This is a genomic window from Streptomyces sp. NPDC051987, assembly GCF_040680735.1.
Lineage (GTDB): Bacteria > Actinomycetota > Actinomycetes > Streptomycetales > Streptomycetaceae > Streptomyces.
On the sequence record NZ_JBFAXI010000031.1, the window covers coordinates 42,659 to 69,107 of the forward strand.

Genomic DNA, 26,449 nt, shown 5'->3' on the forward strand with positions numbered 1-26,449 from the left:
GTCGTGTGCCATGTCAGCCTTCGAGGGTTTCGCTGTCGCCGAGCGCGAGGTGTACGAGGTCGTCGACGTCCAGGTCGGCCAGCGCGCCCCGCGCGGCCTCCGGTTCGCCGGGCACGGGTGCGGCGGATTCGAGGGCCGTCAGTTCGACCAGCGCGTCCAGCAGCCCTGCCTCCCGGAACCGTTCCAGCGGGAGGGCGAGCAGGGCGTGGCGGAGCTGTTCCTCGTCCGCCTCGACCGTCGGCCGGTGCCCGGCGTCGTCCGGGACGAGTTCCGCCTGCAGATGGCGGGCCAGGGCGAGCGGGGTGGGGTGGTCGAAGACCACGGTGGCGGAGAGTCCGACGCCGGTCGCGCTCCGTAGCCGGTTGCGCAGCTCCACTGCGGTGAGGGAGTCGAACCCGGCGTCCCTGAACGCTGTTTCGGCACCCACCCCGTCCGCTCCGGCGTGGCCGAGCACACCGGCCGCATGGCGCCGGACGACGTCCAGCAGCATGGCCTCCTGCCGGTCGCGGCCCAGTCCGGCGAGCCGTCGCAGCAGACCGTCCCCGCCGTCGCTCGCGGCGGCCCGCGCCGACTGCCGTCCGGCTCGCACCAGTCGGCGGAGCAGGGGTGGTACGCCGGTGGCGGCCTGGGCCCGAAGGGCTCCGAGGCTCAGCCGGGCCGGCACGAGCAGTGTGTCGTCGCTGGCCAGGGCCGCGTCGAAAAGGGCCATGCCTTCCTGCGGGGCGAGTGGCAGGACGCCGCCGTGCCGGTCGCCGCGGATGCGTGCCGCCGCTTTCGCACTTGTGGTCATGCCGGTGGCCTGTTCCCAGGGCCCCCAGGCCAGCGAACGCGCCGGCAGGCCCGCCGCCCGGCGCCGGATCATCGCGGCGTCCAACCAGGCGTTCGCCGCCGCGTAGTTGCCCTGCCCGGCCGAGCCGAACACCCCGGCGGCGGACGAGAACACCGCGAACTCGGCCAGCTGCGGGGCGCGTTCCCGGCTCAGCTCGTCCAGATGCCCTACGGCCATGACCTTCGGCGCGAAGACCCGGGCCAGGCGGTCCCGGTCAAGAGCGCCGATCACGCCGTCGTCCAGAACGCCCGCCGTGTGCAGGACTGCGGTCAGCGGGTGTTTTCCGGGCACGGAGTCCAGCAGCGCCGCCACCGCCTCGCGGTCGGCGACGTCACAGGCGGTCACGTGTACGGTCGTCGCGCCGAGCGCGGTCAGCTCGCTCACCAGCTCCCGCGCGCCCGCCGCGTCCGGGCCGCGCCGACTCACCAGGAGCAGGTGCCGTACGCCGCGACGCTCGACCAGATGCCGGGCCAGCAGGGCGCCCAGCGAACCCGTACCGCCGGTGACGAGGACGGTACCGTCCGGGTCCCAGGCGGCACGTTCCGGAACGGCACCCGAGGGGGCGGCCCGGACCAGGCGCGGGGCGTGAAGGTTTGTACCGCGCAGCGCGAGCTGCGGTTCATCGGCCGCCAGGACGGGACCCATCAGGTCCGCTGCGTTCCTGTCCGGGTCCTGGTGGGCGTCGGTCTCGGTGCCGCTGTCTGCGTCGCCGGCACTGCCGACGTCGACGAGGATGATCCGGTCGGGGTTCTCCTCCTGCGCGGCGCGCACGAGGCCCCATACTGCCGCTCCCGCCGGGTCGGTCACCGCCTCCGCGTCGCTGACGGACACCGCGCCCCGGGTGACGACGACCAGCCGCGAGCCCGCCAACCGCTCGTCGGCCAGCCACGTCTGGAGGAGATCCAGCACCCGGAAGGTGCGGTCCAGGGCGTCGTCGTGGCCGTCGGCGGCTACGACCAGGACTTCGGGGACGGTCTCCCCGGTAGCCGGTCCCGCCTTGAGATCGGCGGCGGTGACGACGCGCACCCACGACGGTGCCGGTGTGCCCGTCCGCTGGGGTAGGGCCAGTTCGGTCCACTCCACCCGGAACAGCGCGTCGGCGCCGGGAGCGTCCGCCGCCGCGGCGAGTTGCTCCGGGCTCACCGCCCGGAACGCCAGCGACCCCGTGGCCAGCACCGGCCGGCCGGTCGCGTCGGCGGCCTGCACCGACACCACCGCCGGCCCGGACGGCGTCACGCGCACGCGCAGTGCCGCGGCGCCCGCCGCGTGCAGCGTCAGCCGACGCCACGCGAACGGCAGTTCCGTACGCGATCCGTCGGCCGGGGCGACGAATTCGCAGGCGTGCAGGGCGGCGTCGAGCAGAGCCGGGTGGACGCCGAACCTAGCGGCCTCCTCCTGCTGCCCGTCCGCCAGGGCGACCTCGGCGTACACCTCGTCGCCCCGTCGCCACACCGCCCGCAGCCCCTGGAACGCCGGGCCGTACGTGTGCCCCCGCTCGACGAGACTCGAGTAGAAGGCGTCGACGTCCAGCTCGACCCGCTGGGCTCCGGGCGGGGGCCAGGTGGTGAAGTCGAAGGTGGATGTCGGGACAAGCGCGTCGGTCGTGGGGCTGCTCAGCGTGCCGGTGGCGTGTCGGGTCCAGGTGTCGGTGTCTTCTCGGGCCGAGTCGATCGCGACGGTGCGCAGGCCGTTGTCGTCCGGTCCGTCGACGGTGACCTGGACGCGGACGGCGATCTGTTCGGGAATGACCAGGGGTGCTTCGACGACGAGTTCGTCCAGTTCTCCGCAGCCGGCCTCGTCACCGGCTCGCAGGGCCAGTTCGACCAAACCGGTGCCGGGCAGCAGGACCACTCCTTCCACGGCGTGGTCCGCGAGCCAGGGGTGGGTGCTCAGGGACAGCCGGGAGGTGAGGACCAGTCCGTCGGTCCGGGGCAGCTGGATCACGGCACCCAGCAGGGGGTGGTCGGCCGGCCTCTGGCCGAGGGCGACCGCGTCTGTGCCGGGCGCCGTCCGCAGCCAGTAGCGCCGGTGGTCGAAGGCGTACGTCGGCAGGTCCACATGGAGGCCGGCGGTGCCCTGAGGGAGGACAGCCGTCCAGTCCACCTCGGCGCCGCGCACGAAGAGATGGGCCACCGCGGTGAGCAGCGTCTGCTCTTCGCCGTGGTTGTCGCGCAGCGCCGGGACGCTGACGGCGTCTTCGGCGGCCGTCTCCGCGATGGCGCCGACCAGCGCGCCTCCGGGGCCGAGTTCCACGAACACCGCGCCGCCCGAGGCGGCGATGCCTTCGGCGAAGCGCACTGGACGGCGGATGTGGTCCGCCCAGTAGGCGGGAGTGGTGAGTTGGCCCGGTCCGGCGAGTCCGCCTGTCACGTTGGATATGACGGGGAGGGCGGGTTCGTGCCAGGTGAGTCTGGTGAGGGAGGTGGTGAAGTCGGCCAGCACCGGTTCCATCAGTGCTGAGTGGAAGGCGTGGGAGACCTTGAGCTGTTTGACCCGGCGGCCTTGTTCGCGCAGTCTCCGCGCGGCTGCGAGGACGGCGGTCTCGTCGCCGGAGAGGACGACGGAGCTGGGGGAGTTCACCGCCGCCAGGTCCACGCCGCCGCCCAGGTACTGGGATGTTTCGGCTTCGCCGGCGGCGACCGCGACCATGGCTCCGCCGGGTGGCAGGGCTTGCATCAGCCGACCGCGGGCGGCGACGAGTTCGGTGGCGTCTTCCAGGGACAGCACCCCGCTGACGTGAGCGGCGACGACCTCGCCGATCGAGTGCCCGAGCACGGTGTCCGGTCGTACGCCCCAGGACTCCACGAGCCGGAACAGCGCGGTCTCCACGGCGAACAGGGCAGCCTGCGTGTACATGGTCCGGTCCAGCAGCGGCCCGTGGTCGCCGAAGATGACGTCCTTGACCGGGGTGCCGCTCAGTCGCGCGTCCAACGCGGCGCACGCCTCGTCCAGCGCCTGTGCGAACACCGGATAGCGGTCGTACAACTCCCGTCCCATGTACTCCCGTTGGGACCCCTGGCCGGGAAAGACGAAGACCGTCTTCCCGCCAGTGTTCGAACCCGTGATCACCGACGGAGTCGGCTCTCCCGCGGCGAGCGCCCGCAGACCGGCCACAGCCTCGTCCCGCGTTCCGGCGACGATCACCGCCCGTTCGGGCAGCAGCGTCCGTTGGGAGACCAGTGCCGCGGCGACGGCCGCCAGCGGCGCGGTGTCGCCCTCCAGGAACCCGGCCAGCCGCTCGCCCTGCCTGGCCAGCGCCCCCGCCGTACGCGCGGAGACCACCAGCGGCACCACACCGTCACGTGGGACAACGGGCTCCACGACCGGCTCGCGCGGCGCCTCCTCCAGGGTCACGTGCGCGTTCGTCCCGCTGATCCCGAACGAGGACACAGCGGCCCGGCGGGGCCGTCCCGTGTCCGGCCACGGCGTCTGCTCGGCCGCCACGACCACGGACCCCGCCGTCCAGTCCACCCGGGACGACGGGGTGTCGACGTGCAGGGTGCGCGGGACCACGCCGTGCCGGAGCGCCTGGACCGTCTTGATCACCCCGGCGACACCGGAGGCGGCCTGCGTGTGGCCGATGTTCGACTTGACCGAGCCCAGCAGCAGGGGCGCCGTCCGGCCCTGCCCGTACGTCGCGAGCAGCGCCTGCGCCTCGATGGGGTCGCCCAGCCGCGTACCGGTGCCGTGGCCTTCGACGACGTCCACGTCCGACGGCGTGAGCCGAGCGTCCGCCAGAGCCTCGCGGATCACCCGCTGCTGTGCCGGACCGCTCGGCGCGGACAGGCCGTTGGACGCGCCGTCGGAGTTGACCGCGGAGCCGGTGAGGGTGGCCAGCACGGGGTGGCCGTTGCGGCGGGCGTCCGACAGCCGCTCCAGCAGCAGGAGGCCCACGCCCTCCGCGAACCCGGTACCGTCGGCGCCGTCCGCGTATGCCCGGCACCGCCCGTCGGCGGACAGGCCGCGCTGGCGCGAGAAGTCCACCAGGACCCCCGGGTCGACCAGCACGGTGACCCCGCCCGCCAGCGCCAGCCCGCACTCTCCGTCACGTAGCGCCCGCATCGCCAGGTGCGTCGCGACCAGAGACGACGAGCAGGCCGTGTCCACGGTGAGCGCCGGACCCTCCAGACCGTAGGCGTACGCGACCCGGCCCGACGTCACCGCCGCGGACGTCCCTGTCGTCTGATACCCGTCGCCCTCGGCGGCGCCGGTGCCGTAGGCGGTCGCGGCGGCGCCGATGAACACGCCGGTGCGGCTGCCGCGCAGGGTGGCGGGGACGATCCCGGCGCGTTCGAACAGCTCCCACGACGCCGTCAGGACCAGCCGCTGCTGGGGGTCCGTCGCGAGCGCCTCGCGCGGGCTCATCCCGAAGAACTCGGGGTCGAAGTCGGCGACGTCCGCGAGGAACCCGCCGTAGCGGGTGGAGACCTTGCCGGGGGCGTCGGGGTCGGGGTCGTGGAGGCTGGGGTCCCAGCCCCGGTCGGCCGGCAGGGTCGAGCGGGTCTCGGCGCCGTCAAGGACGAGCCGCCACAGCTGCTCGGGGGTGTCGACGCGGCCCGGGAAGCGGCAGGACATGGCCACGACGGCGATCGGTTCGTGGGCGCGGTCCGTCAGCTCGCGGACCCGGTGGTTGGCCTGGCGCAGATCGGCGGTGGCCCGCTTGAGGTAGGCGCGCAGCTTGTCTTCGTTGGTCACCATCAGCTCACATCTGGTCGCGTTGGCTCGGGGTTCAGGCGATGCCCAGTTCGTTGTCGAGGGCGGCGAAGATCTCCTCGTCGGTGGCCTCGACCAGGTCGTGCGCATCGCCCGGTTCCCGGGGCACGTCGTCCCAGCGCCGCAGCAGGGCCTGCAGCCGGGCGGCGATCCTGGTCCGGTCGCCGCCGCTCTCGGTCAGTTCGGCGAGCGCGGCGTCGAGCCGGTCGATCCCCGCGAGCGCGGAGCCGGTCGGGTCGGCGGCGGGCGGCCGGAGTTCCGTGAGGAGGTGGCGGGCCAGCGCGGTGGTGTTCGCGTGGTCGAAGGCCAGCGTCGCCGGGAGCCGCAGCCCGGTGGCCGCCGCGAGGCGGTTGCGCAGTTCCACGGCGGTCAGGGAGTCGAGGCCCAGCTCGCGGAAGGCGCGGTCGTCGTCGACGGCGTCGGGGGTGGTGTGGCCGAGGATCGCCGCGGCGTGCGTGCGGACCAACTCGGCGAGCAGGTTCCGCTGTTCGGCCGGTGAGCGGTCCGCGAGCCGCTCGCGCAGACCGGTCTCGCCGCCCGAGGCGGACCGTGCGGCGGCGGCCTGCCGGAGCGGGGTGCGGACGAGACCGCGCAGGAGCGCCGGGAGGTGTTCGCCCTGGGCCCTGAGAGCGGGGAGGTCGAACGGCACGGCCACGTGCAGGGGGCCGGTGGTGGTCAGGGCCGCGTCGAAGAGGGCCATGCCCTGGACGTCGGTCAGCGCGGGCAGTCCCGAGCGGGCCGTGCGGGCCACGTCCTGGTCGGTCAGGTGGGCGCTCATGCCGCTGCGGCGTCCCCACAGGCCCCAGGCGATCGACGACGCCACTTTGCCCTGTGCGTGCCGGTGCGCGGCCAGGGCGTCCAGGAACGCGTTCGCGGCGGCGTAATTGGCCTGTCCGGCGCCGCCGAGTACTCCGGCGGCCGAGGAGTAGAGGGTGAACATCGACAGGTCCAGGTGGGCGGTCAGTTCGTGCAGGTGCCAGGCGGCGTCGGCCTTCGGGCGCCACACGCGGTCGATGCGGTCCTCCGTCAGCGACTCGACGAGGCCGTCGTCCAGGGCTCCCGCCGCGTGCACCACGCCGGTCAGCGGGTGCTCGGGCGGGATGCCGGCCAGCAGGGCTGCCAGCGCCGCGCGGTCGGAGACGTCGCAGTGGGCGACCGTCACGCTGGCGCCCAGCTCGGTGAGTTCGCCGACGAGGTCGGCGTTGCGGGTGGTCAGGAGGAGATGGCGTACGCCGTGTCCGGTGACGAGGTGGCGGGCCGTCAGGCGGCCCAGTAATCCGGTGCCGCCCGTCACCAGGACGGTTCCGTCGGGGTCGGGCAGGGTGAGGACGATCTTGCCGATGTTGCGGGCGGCGGCCATGAAGCGGAACGCCGTACGGGCCTGGCGTACGTCCCAGGTGCGTACCGGGAGCGGTCGCAGTGCTCCGGCGTCGAACAGGGCCAGCAGTTCGGCGGACATCCGCTGGATCTGGTCCGGTTCGATGTCGAGGAGGTCGAAGGGGAGGTAGCGGACGTCCGGGTGGTCGGCGGGGTCGCGCAGGTCGGTCTTGCCGAGCTCGACGAACCGACCGCCGGGGCACAGGAGTTGCAGGGAGGCGTCGATGAACTCGGCGGCGAGCGAGTTGAGTACGACGTCCAGGCCCTGGAACTTCTGTGCGAAATCGAGGTCGCGTGAGGACGCGATGTGGTCGTCGTCCAGTCCGAGGCCGCGCAGGGCGTCCCACTTGGCGGGGCTTGCGGTGGCGAAGACTTCCGCGCCCAGGTGGCGGGCGAGTTGTACGGCGGCCATGCCGACTCCGCCGGCCGCCGCGTGGATCAGCACCTTCTCCCCGGCGCGCAGTCCGGCCAGCCGCACCAGTCCGTGGTACGCGGTCAGGAACACACCGGGTACCGAGGCGGCCGTACGGAAGGACCAGCCGTCCGGCACTGGCGTCAGCAAGCGGTGATCGGTCACCCCGACCGGGCCGAACGCGCCGTCCAGCAAGCCCATCACACGGTCGCCGGGTGCCATCGAGGTCACCTCGGAGCCGGTCTCCAGGACGACTCCGGCCGCCTCACCGCCGAGGGGGACCCCGCGGTCGGACACCATGCCGAGCGCCACGACGACGTCGCGGAAGTTCACTCCGGCCGCGCGGATCGACACGCGAACCTGGTGGGGCTCCAGCGGGGCACCGGCTGCGGGGTGCGGCACCGCTGTGAGGCCGTCCAGGTCGCCGTCGCCGGTGGCGTCCAGCCGCCAGTACGGCGTTTCGGACGGCACGGTCAGGCGGTCGGCCGTCGCCCTGACGATCCGGGGGACCAGCACCGCGCCGTCCCGTACGCAGATGGTCGGCTCGTCCGTGCCGGCCGCAGCGAGGACTGGGGCGAGCGGTACGGGGCCGCCGTCCACGTCCAGGATCACGAACCGTCCGGGGTGCTCGGACTGGGCCGAGCGGACCAGGCCGAAGGCCGCGGCGCACGACGGGTCGGCTCCCGCGCCGACCACGACGAGGCGTGCGTCCGGGAACCGGGCGTCGGCGAGCCAGCGTTGGACGAGGCCGAGGACGTGGTGGGTGGCGGCCCGGGCGGATTCGGCGTCGTCGCCGGTCGGGCAGGCCGTGAAGACCAGGTCGGCTCCCGGCTCATCGGGCAGGTGCAGGCCGGGTACGGGTCCGAGGGCCGCGACCCGCAGCGGGCGGACGGGGCCGGTCAGCACCGGTGCGACCAGGTCGATGCGGTACAGCGGGGCGTCCGTCGGTGGTGCGTGTGTGACCGGCATGGAAACCAGCGAGCCGATCGACAGCACCGGTGCGCCCATGGCGTCCGCGATCCGTACGCGGGTCGCGTCCGGCCCGGCCGTGGCCAGGTGCACCCGGACCTCGGCCGGCTGTACGGCGTGGCACACCACGTCCCGCCAGGCAAACGGGAGCCGGACCCCGGGACCGGTGGCCTCGCGCAGGAGGTCCGCGTGCAGGGCGGCGTCCAGCAGCGCCGGGTGGAGGGCGAAGGCGCCCGGTCCGCCGGCTGCGGTGGGCAGGACGACCTCGGCGAAGAGGTCGTCGCCGCGCCGCCAGGCCTTGCGGAGACCCTGGAAGGCGGGGCCGTAGGCGTAGCCCTCGGTGGCGAGGCGGTCGTAGAGGCCGTCGATGGGGATGGGCCGGGCGTTCGGTGGGGGCCAGTCGGTGAGGTCGGGCTCGGGGGCGGTGGCTGGAGCGCCCGCCACGGCTGCCGGAGTGCTTGGTGTACCGGCTTCGGATTCCGGCGTGGTGCCCGGAGCGCTCGTTGTGGCGGGCTCGGTGCTCGGCGCGAGGGTTCCCGACGCGTGTCGCGTCCAGGGCGCGTCGACCTCACTGTCCGCCGGGCGCGAGTGCACGGACACCGGCCTGCGCCCGTCGTCGTCCGCCGTGCCGACAGCGACCTGTACGGCCACGGCGGCGTGTTCCGGCAGCGGCAGCGGCGCCGTCACCGTCAGCTCCGCCACCACCGGGCAGCCCAACTCGGCGCCCGCCCACAGAGCCAGCTCCACGAACGCCGTACCCGGCAGCAGCACCGTGCCCGCGGCGGCATGGCCGGCCAGCCACGGATGAGTGGCCAGGGAGAGGCGGCCGGTGAACACCGCGCCCCTCGTCGAGCCCGCGAGCCCCAACTCGGCTGCGAGGAAGGGGTGTTCGGAGGGAAGGAGTCCGGCGGCGCTCACGTCGGCCTCGGTGCCCGCGTCCAGCCAGAACCGCTCCCGCTGGAACGGATACGTCGGCAGATCCACGGACCGCGCCGACGGGGACGCCCAGGTGACGGGCACACCGCGGACGTACGCCTGGGCCAGCGACAGGTGCAGCCGGTCGAGGCCGCCCTGACCACGGCGCAGCGAACCGACGGCGACGACGTCACGGCCCGTCTCCCCGGCGATCTCCTCGACCGGAACCGTCAGCACGGGGTGCGGGCTCATCTCGACGAACGCCCCATACCCCTGCGCGATCAGCCCGCGCACGGTCTCGTCGAAACGCACGGGCTCCCGCAGGTTCGAGTACCAGTATTCGGCGTCCAGGCCGGTCGTATCGGCCTCCTCGCCGGTCACCGTCGAGTGGAACGGCACCCGGGCGGTCTGTGGCCGCACCGGCGCCAGCTCGGCGAGGATCGTCTCCCGCAGGGCCTCGACCTGCGCGGAGTGCGCGGCGTAGTCGACCTTGACGGTGCGCGCGTCCACGCCAGTCGCCTTCAACCGTTCCAGGGCCGCCGTCGTCCCGGAGACCACCATGGCCGAGGGGCCGTTCAGCGCGGCCAGCGAGAGCTCGCCGCCGTACGGGCGCAGCAGCGCGTGGACGTCGTCGGCGGGCAGCGGTACGACCATCATCCCGCCGCGCCCGGCCAGCGTGGTGCGTACCGCCCGGCTGCGCAGCGCGATGACCCGGGCACCGTCCTCCAGCGACAGCGCACCCGCGACGCACGCGGCGGCGACCTCGCCCTGCGAGTGCCCGACGACGGCGTCCGGCTCCACGCCGTACGCACGCCACATCTCGGCCAGCGAGACCATCACCGCCCACAGCGCCGGCTGCACCACGTCGACCCGGTCCAGGTCCGGGGCGCCAGGCACACCGTGCAGGACGTCGTGGAGGTTCCAGTCGACGTACGGCGCGAGTGCGTCGCCGCAGCGGGCCAGCCAGCTGGCGAAGACAGGGGACCGGTCCATCAGGTCGACGGCCATCCCCGGCCACTGAGAGCCCTGGCCGGGGAAGACGAACACCACTCGCCGCTCGCCGCCGGCCACGCCCTGGACCACGTTGCCCGCGACCTCGTCCGACGCCAACGCGCGCAGGCCGGCGACGAGTTCGGGCTGCCCGGTGCCGACCACCACGGCGCGGTGCTCCAGGCGTGCGCGGGTGGTGGCCAGGGAGTGGCTCACATCCTCGGGGGACATGGCGTGCGCGGTCACGTGGTCGGCGAGTCGCCGGGCCTGGGACGCGAGGGCGGGGGCGGTCTTGGCGGAGAGGACCCAGGGGATGGGCAGGGGAGGGGAGTCCGGTGCCGCTTGCTGTGTGTCCGGGAGTGACTGCGGCGCCTGCTCCACGATCAGATGGGCGTTGGTACCGCTGATGCCGAACGAGGAGACGGCCGCGCGGCGAGGTGCCCCGGTCCGCGGCCACTCCCGACGCTCCGTCAGCAGGCGTACACCGCCGAGGGACCAGTCGATGTGCGGTGACGGCGGGTCGGCGTGCAGGGTCGCGGGGAGCACGCCGGCACGGATCGCCTGCACCATCTTGATGACGCCGGCCACCCCCGCCGCGGCCTGCGTGTGACCGATGTTCGACTTCACCGACCCCAGCCACACCGGCTCCCGCCCGTCGCGCTCCGCGCCGTACGTGGCCAGCAGGGCCTGCGCCTCGATCGGGTCGCCCAGCGCGGTGCCCGTGCCGTGCGCCTCGACCGCGTCCACGTCGGACGGCGCCAGCCCCGAGTCCGCGAGCGCCTGCCGGATCACGCGTTGCTGCGCGGGCCCGTTGGGCGCGGTGAGCCCGCTGCTGGTGCCGTCCTGGTTGACCGCGCTGCCCCTGATCACCGCCAGCACCCGGTGCCCGGCCTGCTCCGCGTCGGACAGCCGCTCCAGCAGCAGCATCCCGACGCCCTCGCCCCAACCGGTCCCGTCGGCCCCCGCGCCGAACGCCTTGCACCGCCCGTCAGGTGACAGCGCGCCCTGGCGGCTGAGCTCCACGAACGTGGTCGGTGAGGACATCACCGTGACCCCACCGGCCAGCGCCATCGCGCACTCGCCCCGGCGCAGCGACTGCACGGCGAGGTGCAGCGCGACCAGCGACGACGAACACGCGGTGTCCAGGCTCACCGCCGGCCCCTGCAGACCGAGCGTGTACGCGACCCGCCCGGTCGCGACCGCGCCGTCACTGCCGTTCCCGACATAGCCGGCCACCTCGTCGGGGACACTGCGCAGCCGGGCGCCGTAGTCGTGGTAGATCACCCCGGCGAACACCCCGGTCGCCGTACCCCGCAGCGACGTCGGGTCGATCCTGGCCGATTCGATGGCCTCCCAGGAGGTCTCCAGGAGCAGCCTCTGCTGCGGGTCCATGGCGACGGATTCCCTCGGGCTGATTCCGAAGAACGACGGGTCGAAATCCGCGGCCTGATAAAGAAAACCGCCGGACTGCGCGTCGCTCGCGGTACGCAGCCGGTCGATGTCCCAGCCGCGGTTGACCGGGAAATCGCCGATCGCGTCACGTTCGGAGAGCGCCAGTTCCAAGAACTCCTCGGGGGTACTGACGCCTCCGGGGAAACGGCAACTCATCCCGACGATCGCGACTGGCTCACGCGCCCGCGACTCGGCTTCCCGCAGGCGCTGCCGGGTCTCCCGCAGGTCTGCGGTCGCCCGCTTGAGGTAGGCCAGCAGCTTTTCCTCGTTCTCCACCCACGTCACCCCATAGCACGGCCAAAAAACCAGGACCGGTATTCGCCGGAGAATTCGATGAATCGGCCTCGGTATTTACGCGTATTCGCGAACACCGAAAACACTATGCTGCTCACGTCCACCCGCAGACCCCTAGCGCTCCCCTCACCCACCCCTACAGCGAGGGCTTCGGCGTAGTCGCACGACGTCCGGTTCGTGCTCATCCGAGGCCGAGGAGTGCGAGGGGGCGGCGGGGATCGCGGGCGTGGTGGCGAAGGTCGGCGGCGATGATTTTCACTCCGGCCGTACGGAGGGCTCCGATGGCGAGGTTGCGCCAGGTGGCCATCGCGCGGGGCGCGTTGCCGGTCCGCAGCTGGGAGGCGTCCTCGGCGAAGGTGGTGTCGCGGACATGACGCAGGGACTCGATCTTCCAGCGGCCGCGGACGAGTTCGGCGATCTGGGCCGTGCCTGCCTGTTCGGCGGTCAGGCTGGTGACGGCGTAGACCGCCTTGACGGTGGTCTTGCCGGTCTTGCGGTCGGTGCGGCTGTGCTTGATATGGACGGCCTGGCGGGCTGCGGGGAAGAGGAGGCTGTTCACGGTGGCGACCTTGTTCCGGCGGCTGCCCGAGCGGCCGTGGCCGATGCCCCGGATGCGTCCCTGCAGCGGGATGTCTTTCCGGGGACGGGACTTGAACTGCCGGCGCAGCTTCTTCCGGTTGCCCTTGACGATCACGACGCAGTGGGCGCCCCGGCCGAGGAGGTAGTCGGATCGCGATTCGGATAGGGCATTCCGGTTCGTCGCTGTCCAGTCGTACCGCTCAAACTGGATAGGGCAATCCGGTTGCTGGACTGGCCGGTATGACTCCTGGCGATCAGCATTCCGGTGCCCCTGCCGCTCAGCCCCTGCGCAGTGACGCCGAGCGCAACCGGGAGCGCATCATCGCCGCCGCGCGCACGGTTTTCGCGCGGGATGGACTCAACGCCTCCATGGCGTCCGTGGCCCGCGAGGCGGGGGTGGAGATCGCCACCATGTTCCGGCGTTTCCCCACCAAGGTGGAGCTGGTCGACGCCGTCTTCGTCGACCGCATGACCGCCTATGCCGACGCGGTCACCGCCGCCCTCGACCCCTGGCACCGCTTCGTCGGCTACGTCGAGACCGCCTGCGCCATGCAGGCCGCCGACTACGGCGTCGCCGACGTGCTGACCACGACGTTCCCCTCGGCCAAGGCCCTGGAGCACCGCCGCAACGCGGCGTACGAGGGCATGGTCGAGCTCATCGGCCGCGCCAAGGCGACCGGTCGCCTCCGCGCCGACTTCGACCCTTCGGACCTGGTGCTGGTGCACATGGCCAACGCCGGCGTCGTCAACGCCACCGGCGATGCCGCCCCCGACGCCTGGCGGCGCGTCGTCGCCCTGCTGAACCAGTCCTTCGAAGCACCCGCCCGCGGCCCGCTGCCCGCCTCGCACGACCATGACGCCCTCTACCAGGCCATGCTCCGTCCAGGTCCGGCGGGCGCCGCTGCGCCCGAGTCGGGCGGTTGACCGAGGGAAGCCGTCGGTCCGCACGGTGACGTGACGTTCGCCGTCCGGTGGGGGCTGAGCGTGCTGGAGCTTGCCGCCAAACCGGCCGCCGCCCCGAGGCGGCGGCCGTCGCGGAGGCGGCACGAGGAAGCGGCGGCGTCAGCGGCCACCCTGAGGTCGCGATCTCCGCGCCGCCAGGAACACCAGCGTGCCGCCCGCCGCCAGCAGGACGGCGATGCCCGCCCGCAGCATCACTCCGTCCGTGCCCGTGGCGGCGAGCCCGCCGCCGGTCGTCGTCCCGTTTCCGGTTCCCGCCCCGGCCCCGGACGGACTCGCGGTGGCCGTGGAGGTCGGGCCTGTGGAGGCACTGGGTGCGGGGCTGGAGGTCGCCGGGCCGGTGGCCTTGACCGTGATCGCCGCGGTGTCGTTGGCCGTGTCGTCGTCACGGTTGGGGTAGCGGGGGTTTTCCAGCGCCTTCACGCTGCCCCGCGCGCCGGGGACGACCCGGTCGATCCGCACCCTGAACTCCTGGGTCACCGAGTCGCCCGGCCGGAAGTCCGTGCTGCGGACGTCGCAGGTGTAGCTCTTCGCGCCGGCCTTGCCCGGTGTGCAGTTCCACAGCGGCCCGGGGTCGCCCTGCTCACCGGGGCCGGGGGCGCCGACGATGGTGGTGCCCGCGGGCGGGGTCACCACGAAGGTGCCGGATTGCTCGGCGTCCATCCACCGCAGGTCCATCAGACCCGGCCCGTTGTTCCGCACGCCCAGGGTGATGCTCACCGTCTCGCCGACCTTGCCCTCCACCGTGTCGCCGAGCGCCTGGTAGTCGGCGTGCTGGGTGGTGGCGAAGGTGCCGTATCCGGAGCCGGTGAAGCCGGAGCCGGAGGCGACCGACTTCAGGCCGAGCGGTGCGCCGGTACCGGTCTTGGGGAAGTCGGACGGGTCGAAGGAGTCGGGCGCGGTGCCGCCGACCGGCCACACGACGTAGCTGTCATAGCCGTACATGGTGTCCTCGGCGGCGGTGTAGCGCAGCGCCGCGTCGGTCTCGTAGGCCGCGCCGGGCGCCACCGGGGTGTCGAACCGGCACCAGGCGCCGGCGTCGGGCGAGTCCGCGTAATGGCAGTTGGAGTGGTCGCGGGCGAGCCGGACGCCGTCGGAGTCCTGCACGAGCAGCATGACGCCCTCGCCGGCGGGCACGGTGCCGGTGTTGGCGAAGGCCGGGGTGCGCGTGAAGACTGCTCCGGGCTTGATGTGCTTCAGCGCCGGGTAGGGCCGGCTGAGCAGTTTCGGCCCGCCGACCAGGACGTGTGTCGTGCCCGTCACGGTCGCGGCGTCGGAGGCGGTGGCGGTGTAGGTGATGGCACCGGTGTCACCGACCTTGGCGGCCGCCGTGGGTTTCAGGAAGAACGGGTCGATCTGCTCCCTGCCCGACAGCGGGCCGACGTCGCACCTCACCTTCAGGGTGCCGGTGCTCGCGCAGTCCCCGATGATCTCCATCGTCGCCTTCCCGGCGAGGGACGAGGCGTCGACCGTGACCGAGACGTCATGGGCGTCTCCGCCCGAGGCGGTGATGCCGAGGTTCAGGTTCGGGCCCTCGCCCTTGGCAGGGACGTAGTAGTTCTCCTGGGCGTCCAGGACGAGCGTCGTTGCGGCCGCATGCGCGGCCGGGGTTGCGAGCGCCAAGGCGGCGGTCGCGACAGCGGCGGCCGCCGCTGTCCGCCATGATCTGCGTATCGTCAGCACAGTACGTGGACACGCCGGCACACCGGAAGGTTGCGCCCGAGCGTCCGTCAGATGACAGGAAGGTTCTGCCCCGGAGGCTTCTCCGGAGTTCCCGGAGCAGCCACATCCGGCGCCGACAGCCGGCAGACCATCGGGCAACCGCACATGCCGGCCCTGGATTCCCGCAGGCGACAGGCCGCGCTTGAGGTGATGGTCGGGTGCGGCAGCCGGTCCGGGGGAAGGTGGGCCGTCATGACCAGGTGGCACGCCTCCTTGCCCGCGTCGCGGTAGCTGTGGGGACCGTCGCCGTCGAAGGGGGGGCGACCTGTCCGGCTCCGACGGTGTGCTCACTGCCCTTCGACGGTGTGCTCACTGTCGTCCACGATCGGTGTCATGCGGCCGGACGTGACGCCGACCGTCTCAACGACTCCCGCCTGGCGGGCCTCGCTCGGGCATTCCTCGCCGGCTGCAGCTTCCAGCACCAGACCTCGACCGGGGCCGGCCCCGGCGTCGTCAGCATCAGCCGGGCCTCGCTGCCCCGCCCTTCCGTGCACAGAGGTGCCACGCGGCGTCGGCCTCGATCATGCGGCCTCGATCTTCCGGTGCAGCTTGCAGCAGGGCGGAGAGCGACGTGCCGAGCGCGTCTGCCAGACGCACCAGAGTGCCCAGGTTTGGATTGCCCCGTGCGCTCTCCAGGGCGAACAGGGTTCCCCTACTGACCCGGGCGCCCGACCGAACTCCTTCTGGGACACACCGACATGCACCCGTGCTGCTCGCACATTCCGTGCCACGGCCTGCCGCGCTGTCGCCGAGTCGACCACCTCGGCGCCTCCCCGATCCCGTTCATGACTCGATTCCGATCGTTCCAGTAGGCAGATCCGGGTGTCCCGTCAGAGCGTGCGCAGTGGGCGCGGATCGAGCCGTAGCTCCCGGGCCGGGCACGGAAACGGGGTCGCTTCTCAGAAGGCCGCTGTCAACGCCGGCTTCCACCGAGAGGGCCTCTTGCGACACGCAGGCTTCGTCCACACCGGACAGGTCGACCTCGTCGTGTTCTCCCTGGGCCTCCACGATCTCAGGAGAACAAGCTGCAATTCTGACGCTTCGTGAAGTCTGATAAAATTGGCCGCCCCCGCCAACGCGCCTGCACTTGATAACCGAAGGTGGATTGTTCGAGCGTCGAGAAGGGCCGGCGCGTGTGGTGGGGGATCTTGGGGTTCAGCGATTGCTGAGCGCGCCCACGAAGGGTAATGTCGTGGATGGTGGGTTGGCTCGATGCCGGCACTTGACGCCCACGAAAGACTCGTTCGAGATCCGCAGGAGCATCTCATGAGCTTTCCCCTCGGCAAGCTACTGGAGCTCACCGTAGACAAGACGCAATCTCCTGACGGCCAGGACAGGATAGTTGTCGCCAGGGACGGGGACTTTCAATTCTTCCCTTCGGCCGGACTGATCACCGTGCATCAAGGTGATGAATTGGACCTGGAGGACGAGGATGTCTTCGTGCCATTTGGCGACGGCGACGTCGAACTGACACTGAAAGCGGTGAACCAGCCCGGGCATCCGATTTCCCTGGGGTCAGTGTTCATCAGGCGTGACGAAGCCAATGCCGGAGACTTGGTGAAGAGATTCGAGGGCGGCGGGGCTCTGTATGAGTTGAAATACAAAGTCTTGCCTTGAGGCCGTCACGCGTGACCACGTCCCGGTCGGCGTCGCCGCCTTGGAACCGCACCCTCACGTGCGACTACGTACTCCGCCCCACCGGCTTCGACCAGGTCAAGGACCCGTACGTCCTCGAAGGCGTCTGGAAGACGTGACCCGGAGCGGCCACGCCGCACCTGCCGGCCGACCGCCGACGTCCCTCCGGTGAACAACGCAGTGTGGGCGGCGCCTGACGGCGCCGTCCATGGCCTTGGAGCCCGGCGGCGCCTCAAGCCCAGACCTGAGCCGGTGGCGAGGAGGGCATCCACGGAGCTCCAACTACGCGGATCCATCATCTGGATACGCACCCTCAACTCGGGGCCGCAGGTAGCGGCGCCCGGATGGAAAACCGGACGCCGCACCGCTCATGTCAGGCCGACGAGGTGGCCGCTCGGCCGAAGTGCCGGGCGAAGAACCGGACCGCGCTGTCGGCCTCGAACCTGGGCAGCTCCTTGTGCTTGCCCGCGTTGGCGTGCAACGTCTTCTCCTTCGAGGCGAAGGCGTCGAACAGCGCGAGACCTGCCTCGCGCGGGATGTGCTCGTCGTCCCACTGCATGTCGAACTCGATCGGGATGATGATCTGCTTCGCCTTCTCGGCCAGGACATCGGGCCAGTGCTGGCCGAAGACCGCAGCCGTGACCCTGGGTTCGATCGCCACGAACGGTATGCCGATCGCGGTGCCCATGTTGATGCCCCAGAAGCCGACCGGCCCGTCGGTGCCGATCTCCGGGAGTTCCTGCAGGGCGTCCAGGGCCGCCTGGTACTCGGGTACGGCGAGCTCAGCCAGGTGCGCGTTGTAGCGCACGACGATCGGGCCTTCCGGCTCGCCCGCCGCCCGTGCCCGGAACAGCTCCGCGATCTCCGCCTCGTCGTGCGCGGTGCGCGGCCGGTCGCCGTGGCCGGGCGCGTCGATGACGGCGACGTGGAAGCCGCAACCGGTCACGAGGCGCTGGGCCCGGCCGGACATCGCCGGATGCTTCTTGTGGTTGCCGCCGCCGTGTCCCATCAGGATCAGGGGCGCACGGTCGGTGGCGCTGGAGGCCGGCGACCAGAGAACACCGGGGACGCCGCCCACGACGAAGTCGCGCTCGACCATGCCGTTCGACGACGACTCGGCGGTGAACTGCAAAGAGGGCATAGGTGTTGCCTTTCGGGAGTGCCTCGTTATCCGGCGCTCCCCGGCGACATCTACGCCAATCGCCCGGCCGTGACGGGAAGGGGGAGCACCCACATCGATACAGCGTTCATGGGTCTCACCTCCTCGGGCGGTGTCACGGGCAACAGGAAGCTACCAACCGGTGATCATCCCTTCAACCCCTTTTCCCCGCCACGTGCTCACCACTCCAGGCAGGCCCCAGTGCGGGCCGCCACGATTCCGGGTATCAGGGACACTGCCCGCTCGTGGGCGAAGACTGACTGGAACTCGCCGAAGCCGTACCGCCCGTCATGGACCGCTTCTGCCAGGCCGACTGAGGGTTCCGCGAAGGCGGCCGGCGAGACTGCGCGAAGCCCATGAGCGGCAGCCTCCGTCAGGGGGAGGTTCCAGTCTCCCGGGGTCTTCGCGGTGAAACGACGCCGCAGCACGGTCGAGGCGGCGTTGATCCCGAGCAGGCTTGCGGTGCCCCACACATATGACACATCAGGTACGTACGGTCGCAGCGGCGGGAAGGGTGTCACGTCCACTTGTGAACAGTCTTCGGGGAGCATGCCGGTCATCGCGGGCGCCATCGCTGCCGTACCGCCGGTCACCTTGGCCAGTCCCTGGCCTATGGTCTCGTCGAAGTAGCCGTCGTCGAACCAGCCCCGGTCGAACCAGGAGCGGTCTTCAGCCTGCCGACGTGCGTGCCGTGCCCCTGGTGCGGATGTGCTGACTGAGAAAGAGAGCGGCGCGGTCCAGTGCCTCGTCGGCTTCGTCCAGGATGCCGGCGAACGCCTGGAAGACATGGGGAACGTCAGCGGTGACGTCCAGGATGACGTCCACTCCGGCTTCCCTCGCGCGGGTGGCCATGCGGGTGGAGTCGTCCAGGAGTATTTCGTTGGTGCCCGCCTGCAGAAGCATCGGAGGGAAGCCGGTCAGGTCGGCGAGGGTGGCGGGGCTGAGCAGGGGCTGATACGGATCCTGCCCCGCCAGGTACATGGTCCCGGTGTGTTCCAGGCTCTCCCGCGTGAAGAACGGGTCGATGCCCGCCTTGGTGTCCATGCTCTCGCCTGTCCGGGTCATGTCGAGTCCGGGGGAGAACGCCACGATCGCGGCGGGCATGGGCAGGCCCGCGTCGCGGGCGGCGAGGCAGGTGGTGACGGTGAGGCCGCCGCCGGCGGAGTCCCCGGCGAACGCGATCGCCGAAGGGTCTTCGCCGCTGTCGAGAAGTGCGCGGTAGGCGCTCAGGGTGTCCTCGATCGCGGCCGGGAACGGATGCTCAGGGGCAAGACGGTAATCCAGGGAGAACGCCCTGAACCCTGTTCTGGTCACCAGGTTCCCCGTCAGCGACATCGCCGTCTGCGGTGAACCGACCACGTAGGAGCCGCCGTGACAGTAGAGGATCGTCCCGGCCTTCGGAGTGCCGACCGGCTCGACGAGGACCGCGGGCCGATCGCCGAGCCTCGCAGTCCGGGTGCGGATCCCAGCCGGGACGATCATTCCCCCCATCATCGCCCTGAACCCGGCGCGGAGCTCCTCCACCGACCGAGGGCCCTCCGGCTGAGGCCGTCGGACCATCGCGTCGATCTTCGCGCGCTGCTGCCTGCTCATTGTCGCCTCCAACGCAAGTGCATGCCAAGGAACTATATGCCTAGGAATATAGATTAGAATATATGCCATGGCATCTAAGTCAAGCCGTGGCCCGATCGACCTCCCGGGCTTCTTCGCCGATCTCGTCCGCTGCGAGACACGCCTCTACAACGCGCTGAACGACCGCCTCCGCGAGCGGCACGGGATCGTCACCTCGCAGTTCGAGTTCCTGCGCTTCCTGCGCGACCATCCTGGGGCCCGGGTCGCGGACCTCGCCGCCGAATTCGCCATCGGGATCGGCGCGACCAGCAAGGGCATCGACCGCCTGGAGAAGCAGGCATGGGTCACACGGCGAACCAATCCATCGGATCGCCGCTCATCACTGCTGGACCTGACCGCCGGAGGCCTGCAACTCGTCGAGGCGGCGGAGGCAACCTTCACCACCACACTGGCCGAGCTGACCGCAGACGTCCTGGACGGTCCCTCAGGACCGGCTGCCGCACAGCTCTTCTCGGAGTTGCGCTCTGTACTCGAACGCGACCAGATCGGCCTGCCCACGGGCTGACCGGCGTGCACTTCCCGTACGGGACGCCGACGAGTCGCGACTGGACGAGGCAGCGCTGGTGACCGAGGCGCCGCTGGAGCGGGCGACACCGAACCGTCCGACAGCCGCGGTGGGACCTTGGGGGCGCCTACGGGCTGCTGTTCGTCCCGCTGGTGCCCGGGGCCCGCGCGGTGCTGCGCTGTCTCACCGACCTGGGCGGCACGCCTCCTACGACGACGTCCAGCGGCACTCCGCCGAACATCCGTCGACGCCGATCCTGCCGTCGACGATCGGCGCCACCCTGACCAGTGTCGAAGCGGTGCAACGTCGTGTCGGCCCGGCTGGCGGCGCCCGTCTCCTCCACGGGGACGGGCGAGCCCGGCGCTACCAGATCGACGACGGATTCGTGGCCGGCCTCCAGCGGGCCTTCGCGCTCGCGGACGTCCGTCCCCACCTGCTGCGAAGCGCTCAGCATGACACAGCACCATGAGGGCCGCCCTGCGCCGACCGAGCATTCGGTGTCGTACGGCGCAGTGCATCCGGGCAGTCAGCCCTTGAGTCTTCACTTTCCGACGGATGCGAGGGGGATGACGGCATGGTGGGCAGCGACCGAAGGCGAACGGTGACGGTACGACCGGCCGACCGGCGGCCGGGACCTCGCCGGGTCCGGATACGGGCGACGCCCGCTGGGCCGGCAGGGATTCAGCGGTGGTGGCGCAGCATCGACTGGGGCAGGGCCGGCACCATCACGGCCGTCGTCGCCGCGCTCGCGGGACTGCTCCTCACGGGCGTCTCCACGCTCTACGACGCGCTCGTCTCCCAAGGTGAACTGGAGCAGTCGCGCCAGGCGGCCGATCAGGAAACCCGCGCCCAAGCGCTGCGCGTTTCCTACTGGACGGAGTTCCAGACCCCCTTCGTCAAGCGCATCCATGTCATCAACAGTTCGTCCGATCCTGTCTCGGAGGCCGATCTGCTCCTGTCGCCTGCTGAGGCGGGGCCGCATCACGTACTCCAACTCCCGGTCCTGCCACCGTGCTCGGAAACGGTGATCGAGGAAAAGCTGTGGGCCGGACGTCCTGGCCAGGGTCCGCCGTACGCGCCGGGCGACCAGCCGTCCGGCGTCATCCGCTGGATGGCATTCCGCGACCGGGACGGTCTTGTCTGGAAACGGGACCGCAAAGGGATCTCCCGATTGCCGGACGACTGGACCGTGCTGAGCGTAGGCAGCGGTGCCACCCTCGAGATCACGGGTGCCACCGAAGGCACGCGTGGTGTGCTGCCTATGAAGCAGGTCCCGTCCTGCGGAAACAGCTGACGTCTCGTCCCCCTTCACCAGGGCCGCCACGGCGGTGGCCACGTCGGCGACGTCGCCGCCGCGCAGCACCAGATCGGCGAGCCGGTCATGGGACTCCTCGGCCTGCTGCAGGGCGGCGGATCCCCAGTGGCGCGGGGCCGTCAGGCGGACGTGGTCGTCTGCTGGTCCGGGACCGGCCGTACCACGGAGTCGTCCGGCTCGATCGCGGCCAGGTCCCGGCCCCGCGTCTCGCGGGCGGCGACCACGGCGATCACGGTGATCAGGGCGGCCAGGCTGACGTACACCGAGATCGGGGCGGAGTCGCCGTAGGAACCGAGCAGTGCGGTGGCGATCAGCGGGGCCGGGGCGCCTGCGGCAACCGAGGAGAGCTGGGCGCCGATGGAGGCGCCGGTGTAGCGCATCCGGGTGGCGAACAGCTCGGAGAAGAACGCCGCCTGCGGTGCGTACATGGCGCTGTGGAAGACCAGGCCGACGGTGACGGCCAGCACGAGCGCGGGGAACGACCTGGTGTCCAGCAGCGCGAAGAACGCCCACGACCACAGGCCGACGCCGACGGCCCCCACCAGGTAAACCGGCTTGCGCCCGACCCGGTCGGAGAGCGCGCCGAACAGCGGGATCAGGCAGAACTGCACGGCCGAGCCGATCAGCACCGCGTTCAGTGACGTCTGCTTGTCGATCTTGAGGTGGTCGACGCAGTAGGTGAGGACGAACGCGGTGATCACGTAGTACGAGATGTTCTCGGCCATGCGCGCGCCCATCGCGACAAGGACGTCCCGCCAGTGGTGGCGCAGGACCGCGACGAACGGCAACTGCTCGGCCCGCTGCTCCGTCCTGCGCCGTTCGGCCTTGGCCAGCGCCTCCTTGAACAGCGGGGACTCGTCGACGGACAGCCGGATCCACAGACCGATCATGACCAGCACGGCCGAGAGCAGGAACGGCACCCGCCAGCCCCAGGAGTCGAACGCGTCGTCGCTCAGCAGACTGGTCATCAGGGAGAGGACGCCTACGGCGAGCAGGTTGCCGGCGGGGGCGCCGCCTTGGGGCCAGGAGGCCCAGAACCCGCGCTTTCGGGGATCGCCGTGTTCGGACACGAGCAGGACGGCGCCGCCCCACTCGCCCCCCAGGGCGAAGCCCTGGATCAGACGGAGGGTCGTCAGCAGTACGGGCGCGGCGACACCGATCGTGTCGTAGCCGGGCACGCAGCCGATCAGGGCGGTGGACAGCCCCATCATCAACAGGCTGATCACCAGGAGTTTCTTGCGGCCGAGCCGGTCGCCGAAGTGACCGAAGACCACGGCGCCGATCGGGCGGGCGGCGAAGCCGATGGCATAGGTGAGGAAGGACAGCAGGGTGCCGGTCAGCGGGTCCGACTCGGGGAAGAACACACGGCCGAAGACCAGGGCGGCAGCCGAACCGTAGAGGAAGTAGTCGTACCACTCGATGGTGGTGCCGATGAGGCTGGCGGCGACGATGCGCTTGAGGCTGGCGGGGGCTGTTGGAGCGGCTGCGGGCGACGACATCGGCACCACTTCCTCGGGCGTGACGGGGACGTTTGCGTGTTGCCACACCGTAGGAATCCGCAGGTCAGGCGCACATGTGGCGGGGCAACATAGTTCTGGGGTTCGCTATGCGTGCGGCCACCACGCCGGCTCGTGGAAAGGCGGTTCAGGGGATCGATGGTGGTCGAAACGAGTGCCGTCCGGGACGCGTAGGTCTGGGCTTGATCCGCTTTGACGGACATCTGAGATCAGGGGTTCAGGGTCGCGGACGCTCTGCGGTCCGCCTGCCGCCGGCGTCGCCCCGCCCGGCCGGTGATCTTTCATTCGGATCGCGGCTGTCAGTACAGCAGTCAGCAATTCGCTTCCCTGGCGGAGGAGTTCGGTGTCCATCTGTCCGTCGGCCGCACGGGTCAGTGCTGGGACAACGCGCTCGCCGAGTCGTTCTTCGCCACTATCACACGGGAGTTGCTCGACACGACTTCCTGGCCCAGTCGGGCCGCCGCCCGCACCGCGATCTTCGACTTCATCGAGGGCTGGTACAACTTGCACCGTCTGCACAGCAGCCTCGGCTACCGCAGTCCGGCCGAATACGAGACCGCACTCGTAGCCTGACCACCACACCGATGGTGTCCGTCAAAGCGGAACAAGCTCACTGTGGGCCCGCGGCATCGTCCCGAAGATCGCCCGACGCGGAGCCCCGCACGGCTCCGGCCTGGGCAAGACCCGTTGGGTGGTGGAGGGAACCTTCGCGTGGCTGCACCAGTTCAAGCGCCTGCGCATCCGCTTCGAGATACGTGCCGACCTCCACCAGGGACTGCTTCAACTCGCCTGCGCCATCATCTGCTTGAGGCGGCTACGCACCGCGCATTGTAAAGCGATCAGTTACTCAAGGACGCCACCGAAGACATCGTGACCGCCATCACCGCGCTCCTCGCCGGCATTCGCGACGAACAACCCCCCGGTGGAACGGCACACGATGCGCGGCTCCACCCGCGAACGGCCCAGTGACCTTTGCCGGAGGCGGCCGGCGATCCCGGTCGGCCGTCAGTGGCAGTCGTACGAGAAGCGGGCGGCGGCCGCCCGGTGACCGGGAGACAGGATGCGCAGTTCCGCCCGTGCGGTACGGTGGCCAGGTCCCTGGAAGGTCCATCGAAGGTGCAGGCGCGCGTGTCGCTTCCCGGGGGCCGTCACCTCGTGCAGGACACCGGACTCGGTGCCGTCGCTGCGGACCCATCGGTAGGAGAGGGTGCCTCGACGGCCGTTGGTGGTGACCAGACCGACGATGTCCGCGGTGCCGTCGCATCCGAGAACCGTCGGCCTCGCCGTGACGGCGACCTGGGTGACCGCCACGGACGGCCCGAAGCGCTGCCAGGCCAGGAAGACGAGGACGGCTACCACCAGCAATGTCGGCAGAGCGTTCCTGCGCAGCCTCCGACCGGTGGGCGGCGCCGGAGCCGACGACGTGGCGGGAAGGCTCTGGACGGTGCGGTGCGCGACGGCGGCCGTCACACCGGGCCCGAAACGCAGCACGCTGCCCTCGACGCGGTCGGGCCGGGTCGAGGGAGCGCTCGCCGCGACCACCGGTTCGACGAGGGTGTCGTCCGGTTCGGGTCGCTGGATCCAGTGGCTGGCCAGGACGGTGGCGCTGTACTCGTCGTCGGGGCTGGAGGGCCGGTCGTCGGGGACGTGGTCTTCGGCGGCCCCGAGACGGAGTGTGGTGCCCTGCGCGTCGGCGGGTGTGAGCGCCCGCGTGGGCTCGTCACCCGTCACCGCCGGTATGGGCGTGTTGTCGCTCTGAGCGGTCATCCGATCTCACACTGCCTGGTCAGGATCTGCTGCGAGGCGCCGCCGGAAGCCGGCGCCGGAGTGGTCGTGGCCTGGACCGTCCAGTAGCAGCCGTCGTTCTGGAAGGCGTGGTCGACGGCGATCGTGTACTGGGTGGCTCCGCTGCGTTCGAAGGTCTGGGGTGCACCGTCGGGGGAGCCGGCCCCTCCGCTCGTCTGGTCCGTGAACCACGAGACAGTGACGGAGATCGGCCCGCTGCCGTCCGTGGTGATGGTGACGGTCGCGGTGGAGGTCGTGGGGCCCGTCTGCTGGAAGGCCGATACCGCGACGTTCTTGACGGCGGGAGCGACAGGCGGGGTGGAAGAGGCGGTCGTCGGTGTCGCCGGAACGGAAGTGGTCGCCTGACTGGACGTGGTCGCCTCGCTGGGCGTCGTCGACTGCGTGGGTGAGCCGGTGGCGAAGCCGGAAGGCTGACCGGTCGGGGCGGTCGACAGGCCCGAGGGGGAGCCCCCGGGTGTCGGTGACAGGTCACCTGACGGGGTGGGCGCCGTGGGCGGGGCGGCGGGTGGCGCCGCTTCGGCGTCGGCCCGGGCCGTGGTGGTGGCCAGGGCATCTGCGGTCCGCTCGGCGGTGCCTGACGGAGCGTGATGCATTCCGTAGGTGAGCAGGAGGCCGAGGAGTACGGCGGCCGCCGAGACGAGCATGCCGGGTCTGCCGGGTCGCAATGACCGGGTCCACTCGTGGCGTGGTGCCTGGCTCAGGACCGTACGTGCGGTGTCCGTGGTGGACCGGGGGGAGCGGGCCGAGGGCAGCAGCAGCGCCAGAAGGGCCACCAGGGCGGCGAGCCGGGCGCGGCCGCGTTCCTCCCAGTCGGCTCCGTAGACGGCGCCGGCGATCGCCTCCAGTTCCGTCACGAACGCCCCGGCCTGTGCCGGCCGCTGGTCCGGTTCCTTGGCCAGACCGCGACGGACCAGCTCGCGCACCGTGGCGGGGACCTCCTCCACCGGGACGGGGGCGTCGACGTGCTGCAGGGCCAGTTCGGCGATGTTGTCGCCCGAGTACGGCTTGTGCCCCGTCAGGCACTCGAAGAAGGTGGCCGTGGCCGCGTACACGTCCGCGGCGCAGGAGGCGGGGGCACCGGTCCACTGCTCGGGGGCCATGTAGGACGGGGTTCCGGCCACACCCGCGCTGGTGCCGGCGTCCACTGCGATACCGAAGTCGACGAGCTTGGACGATCCGTCCGTCCCGACCAGGACGTTCTCCGGCTTGTAGTCGCGGTGGACGACGCCGACGCGGTGTGCGTCGGCGAGACCGAGCAGCGATCCCTTGAGAAGGACGAGCGCGGCCTCGGGATCGAGTGGCCCCTGACGGGTCAGCAGCGTACGCAACGAGACACCGTCCACCAGTTCCATGACGATGGCGGCGCCCTGCGGGCTCTCCACGTACTCGTACAGGCCCGCCACGTACAGGCTCTGCAGCCCGCCGAGCAGGCGCGCCTCCGCCCGGAAGTCGTGCACGAAACCAGGCCGCGTGCGCAGGGACTCGCTGAGGTACTTCACCGCGACCCGTACGCCGGTGTCCGCGTGCACGGCCAGTACGACGCGCCCGCTCGCTCCTGCCCCGAGTTCGAGAGACTCGGTGTATCCGGGCACCACCCATGTGCTCACGTCATCCCCCCAGACTCCGTGCCGCCGAACCTGACCAGCTCCCGAGGCGGCTGGACCACGC

Annotated in this window: 16 protein-coding genes and 3 pseudogenes; 8 read left to right on the top strand and 11 right to left on the bottom strand. The window is 71.2% G+C overall.

Annotation, left to right across the window (positions count from 1 at the left end; translation table 11 throughout):
* Positions 1–13: 13 nt before the first annotated feature.
* From AB0M11_RS18785 to AB0M11_RS18795, 3 genes are all read right to left on the bottom strand, one after another.
* The gene (locus AB0M11_RS18785; protein ID WP_365706740.1) at positions 14–5,527 is read right to left on the bottom strand and encodes a type I polyketide synthase; all 5,514 of its coding nucleotides are present in this window, start codon (positions 5,525–5,527) and stop codon (positions 14–16) included.
* Positions 5,528–5,558: 31 nt separating this feature from the next.
* Positions 5,559–11,933, bottom strand: coding sequence for a type I polyketide synthase (locus tag AB0M11_RS18790; RefSeq protein ID WP_365706742.1), 6,375 nt, complete (start codon positions 11,931–11,933; stop codon positions 5,559–5,561).
* A 199-nt stretch (positions 11,934–12,132) separates the two neighbouring features.
* Positions 12,133–12,645 (bottom strand): transposase, encoded by a 513-nt coding sequence (locus tag AB0M11_RS18795; RefSeq protein ID WP_365706744.1) that lies wholly within the window; start codon positions 12,643–12,645, stop codon positions 12,133–12,135.
* Between the two features lie 125 nt (positions 12,646–12,770).
* On the opposite strand from AB0M11_RS18795, the gene AB0M11_RS18800 reads away from it, so the two are divergent.
* Positions 12,771–13,454 carry a helix-turn-helix domain-containing protein gene (locus AB0M11_RS18800; protein WP_365706746.1) on the top strand — a complete coding sequence of 228 codons (684 nt, stop codon included), beginning with the start codon at positions 12,771–12,773 and terminating at the stop codon, positions 13,452–13,454.
* A gap of 138 nt (positions 13,455–13,592) precedes the next feature.
* Here AB0M11_RS18800 and AB0M11_RS18805 read toward each other — a convergent pair whose 3' ends face one another.
* Together AB0M11_RS18805 and AB0M11_RS18810 are read right to left on the bottom strand one after the other, a co-directional pair.
* Entirely contained in the window at positions 13,593–15,113 is a 1,521-nt protein-coding gene (locus AB0M11_RS18805; RefSeq protein ID WP_365706748.1) for a hypothetical protein, read from the bottom strand.
* A gap of 272 nt (positions 15,114–15,385) precedes the next feature.
* Positions 15,386–15,973: pseudogene (locus AB0M11_RS18810) on the bottom strand (helix-turn-helix domain-containing protein); the annotation flags it as partial.
* Positions 15,974–16,478: 505 nt separating this feature from the next.
* Here AB0M11_RS18810 and AB0M11_RS18815 point away from each other — a divergent pair.
* Complete coding sequence (locus tag AB0M11_RS18815; protein WP_365706750.1) at positions 16,479–16,829, top strand: hypothetical protein; 351 nt, start codon at positions 16,479–16,481, stop codon at positions 16,827–16,829.
* Between the two features lie 11 nt (positions 16,830–16,840).
* Positions 16,841–16,966 (top strand): hypothetical protein, encoded by a 126-nt coding sequence (locus tag AB0M11_RS18820; RefSeq protein WP_365706752.1) that lies wholly within the window; start codon positions 16,841–16,843, stop codon positions 16,964–16,966.
* Between the two features lie 254 nt (positions 16,967–17,220).
* Here AB0M11_RS18820 and AB0M11_RS18825 read toward each other — a convergent pair whose 3' ends face one another.
* Positions 17,221–17,988: an alpha/beta hydrolase gene (locus tag AB0M11_RS18825; protein ID WP_365706754.1), complete on the bottom strand. Its 768-nt coding sequence runs from the start codon at positions 17,986–17,988 to the stop codon at positions 17,221–17,223.
* Positions 17,989–18,675: 687 nt separating this feature from the next.
* A complete protein-coding gene (locus AB0M11_RS18830; RefSeq protein ID WP_365706756.1) occupies positions 18,676–19,599 on the bottom strand; it encodes an alpha/beta hydrolase in 924 nt (307 codons plus the stop codon).
* A gap of 67 nt (positions 19,600–19,666) precedes the next feature.
* On the opposite strand from AB0M11_RS18830, the gene AB0M11_RS18835 reads away from it, so the two are divergent.
* Positions 19,667–20,143 (top strand): MarR family transcriptional regulator, encoded by a 477-nt coding sequence (locus tag AB0M11_RS18835; RefSeq protein ID WP_365706758.1) that lies wholly within the window; start codon positions 19,667–19,669, stop codon positions 20,141–20,143.
* Between the two features lie 127 nt (positions 20,144–20,270).
* Here the strand turns inward: AB0M11_RS18835 and AB0M11_RS18840 are convergent, their stop codons facing one another.
* Complete coding sequence (locus AB0M11_RS18840; RefSeq protein ID WP_365706760.1) at positions 20,271–20,597, bottom strand: hypothetical protein; 327 nt, start codon at positions 20,595–20,597, stop codon at positions 20,271–20,273.
* A 120-nt stretch (positions 20,598–20,717) separates the two neighbouring features.
* Here AB0M11_RS18840 and AB0M11_RS18845 point away from each other — a divergent pair, with 120 nt between their 5' ends.
* Entirely contained in the window at positions 20,718–21,437 is a 720-nt protein-coding gene (locus AB0M11_RS18845; RefSeq protein ID WP_365706762.1) for a hypothetical protein, read from the top strand.
* Positions 21,438–21,577: 140 nt separating this feature from the next.
* Here the strand turns inward: AB0M11_RS18845 and AB0M11_RS18850 are convergent, their stop codons facing one another.
* Positions 21,578–22,957 carry an MFS transporter gene (locus AB0M11_RS18850; RefSeq protein WP_365706764.1) on the bottom strand — a complete coding sequence of 460 codons (1,380 nt, stop codon included), beginning with the start codon at positions 22,955–22,957 and terminating at the stop codon, positions 21,578–21,580.
* Between the two features lie 249 nt (positions 22,958–23,206).
* Between AB0M11_RS18850 and AB0M11_RS18855 the strand changes: the two are divergent.
* The 3 genes and pseudogenes from AB0M11_RS18855 to AB0M11_RS18865 all read left to right on the top strand — a co-directional run.
* Positions 23,207–23,341 (top strand): annotated as a pseudogene (locus AB0M11_RS18855) (DDE-type integrase/transposase/recombinase); the annotation flags it as partial.
* Positions 23,327–23,548 (top strand): integrase core domain-containing protein, encoded by a 222-nt coding sequence (locus AB0M11_RS18860; protein ID WP_365706813.1) that lies wholly within the window; start codon positions 23,327–23,329, stop codon positions 23,546–23,548. The pseudogene AB0M11_RS18855 and the gene AB0M11_RS18860, both read left to right, overlap by 15 nt.
* A gap of 40 nt (positions 23,549–23,588) precedes the next feature.
* Positions 23,589–23,849: pseudogene (locus AB0M11_RS18865) on the top strand (transposase); the annotation flags it as partial.
* A 131-nt stretch (positions 23,850–23,980) separates the two neighbouring features.
* Here AB0M11_RS18865 and AB0M11_RS18870 read toward each other — a convergent pair.
* Together AB0M11_RS18870 and AB0M11_RS18875 are read right to left on the bottom strand one after the other, a co-directional pair.
* Positions 23,981–24,742: a hypothetical protein gene (locus AB0M11_RS18870; RefSeq protein ID WP_365706766.1), complete on the bottom strand. Its 762-nt coding sequence runs from the start codon at positions 24,740–24,742 to the stop codon at positions 23,981–23,983.
* On the bottom strand, positions 24,739–26,388 hold the full coding sequence (locus AB0M11_RS18875; RefSeq protein ID WP_365706768.1) for a protein kinase: 1,650 nt from the start codon (positions 26,386–26,388) through the stop codon (positions 24,739–24,741). The genes AB0M11_RS18870 and AB0M11_RS18875 overlap by 4 nt, the downstream gene beginning before the upstream one ends.
* Positions 26,389–26,449 lie beyond the last annotated feature (61 nt).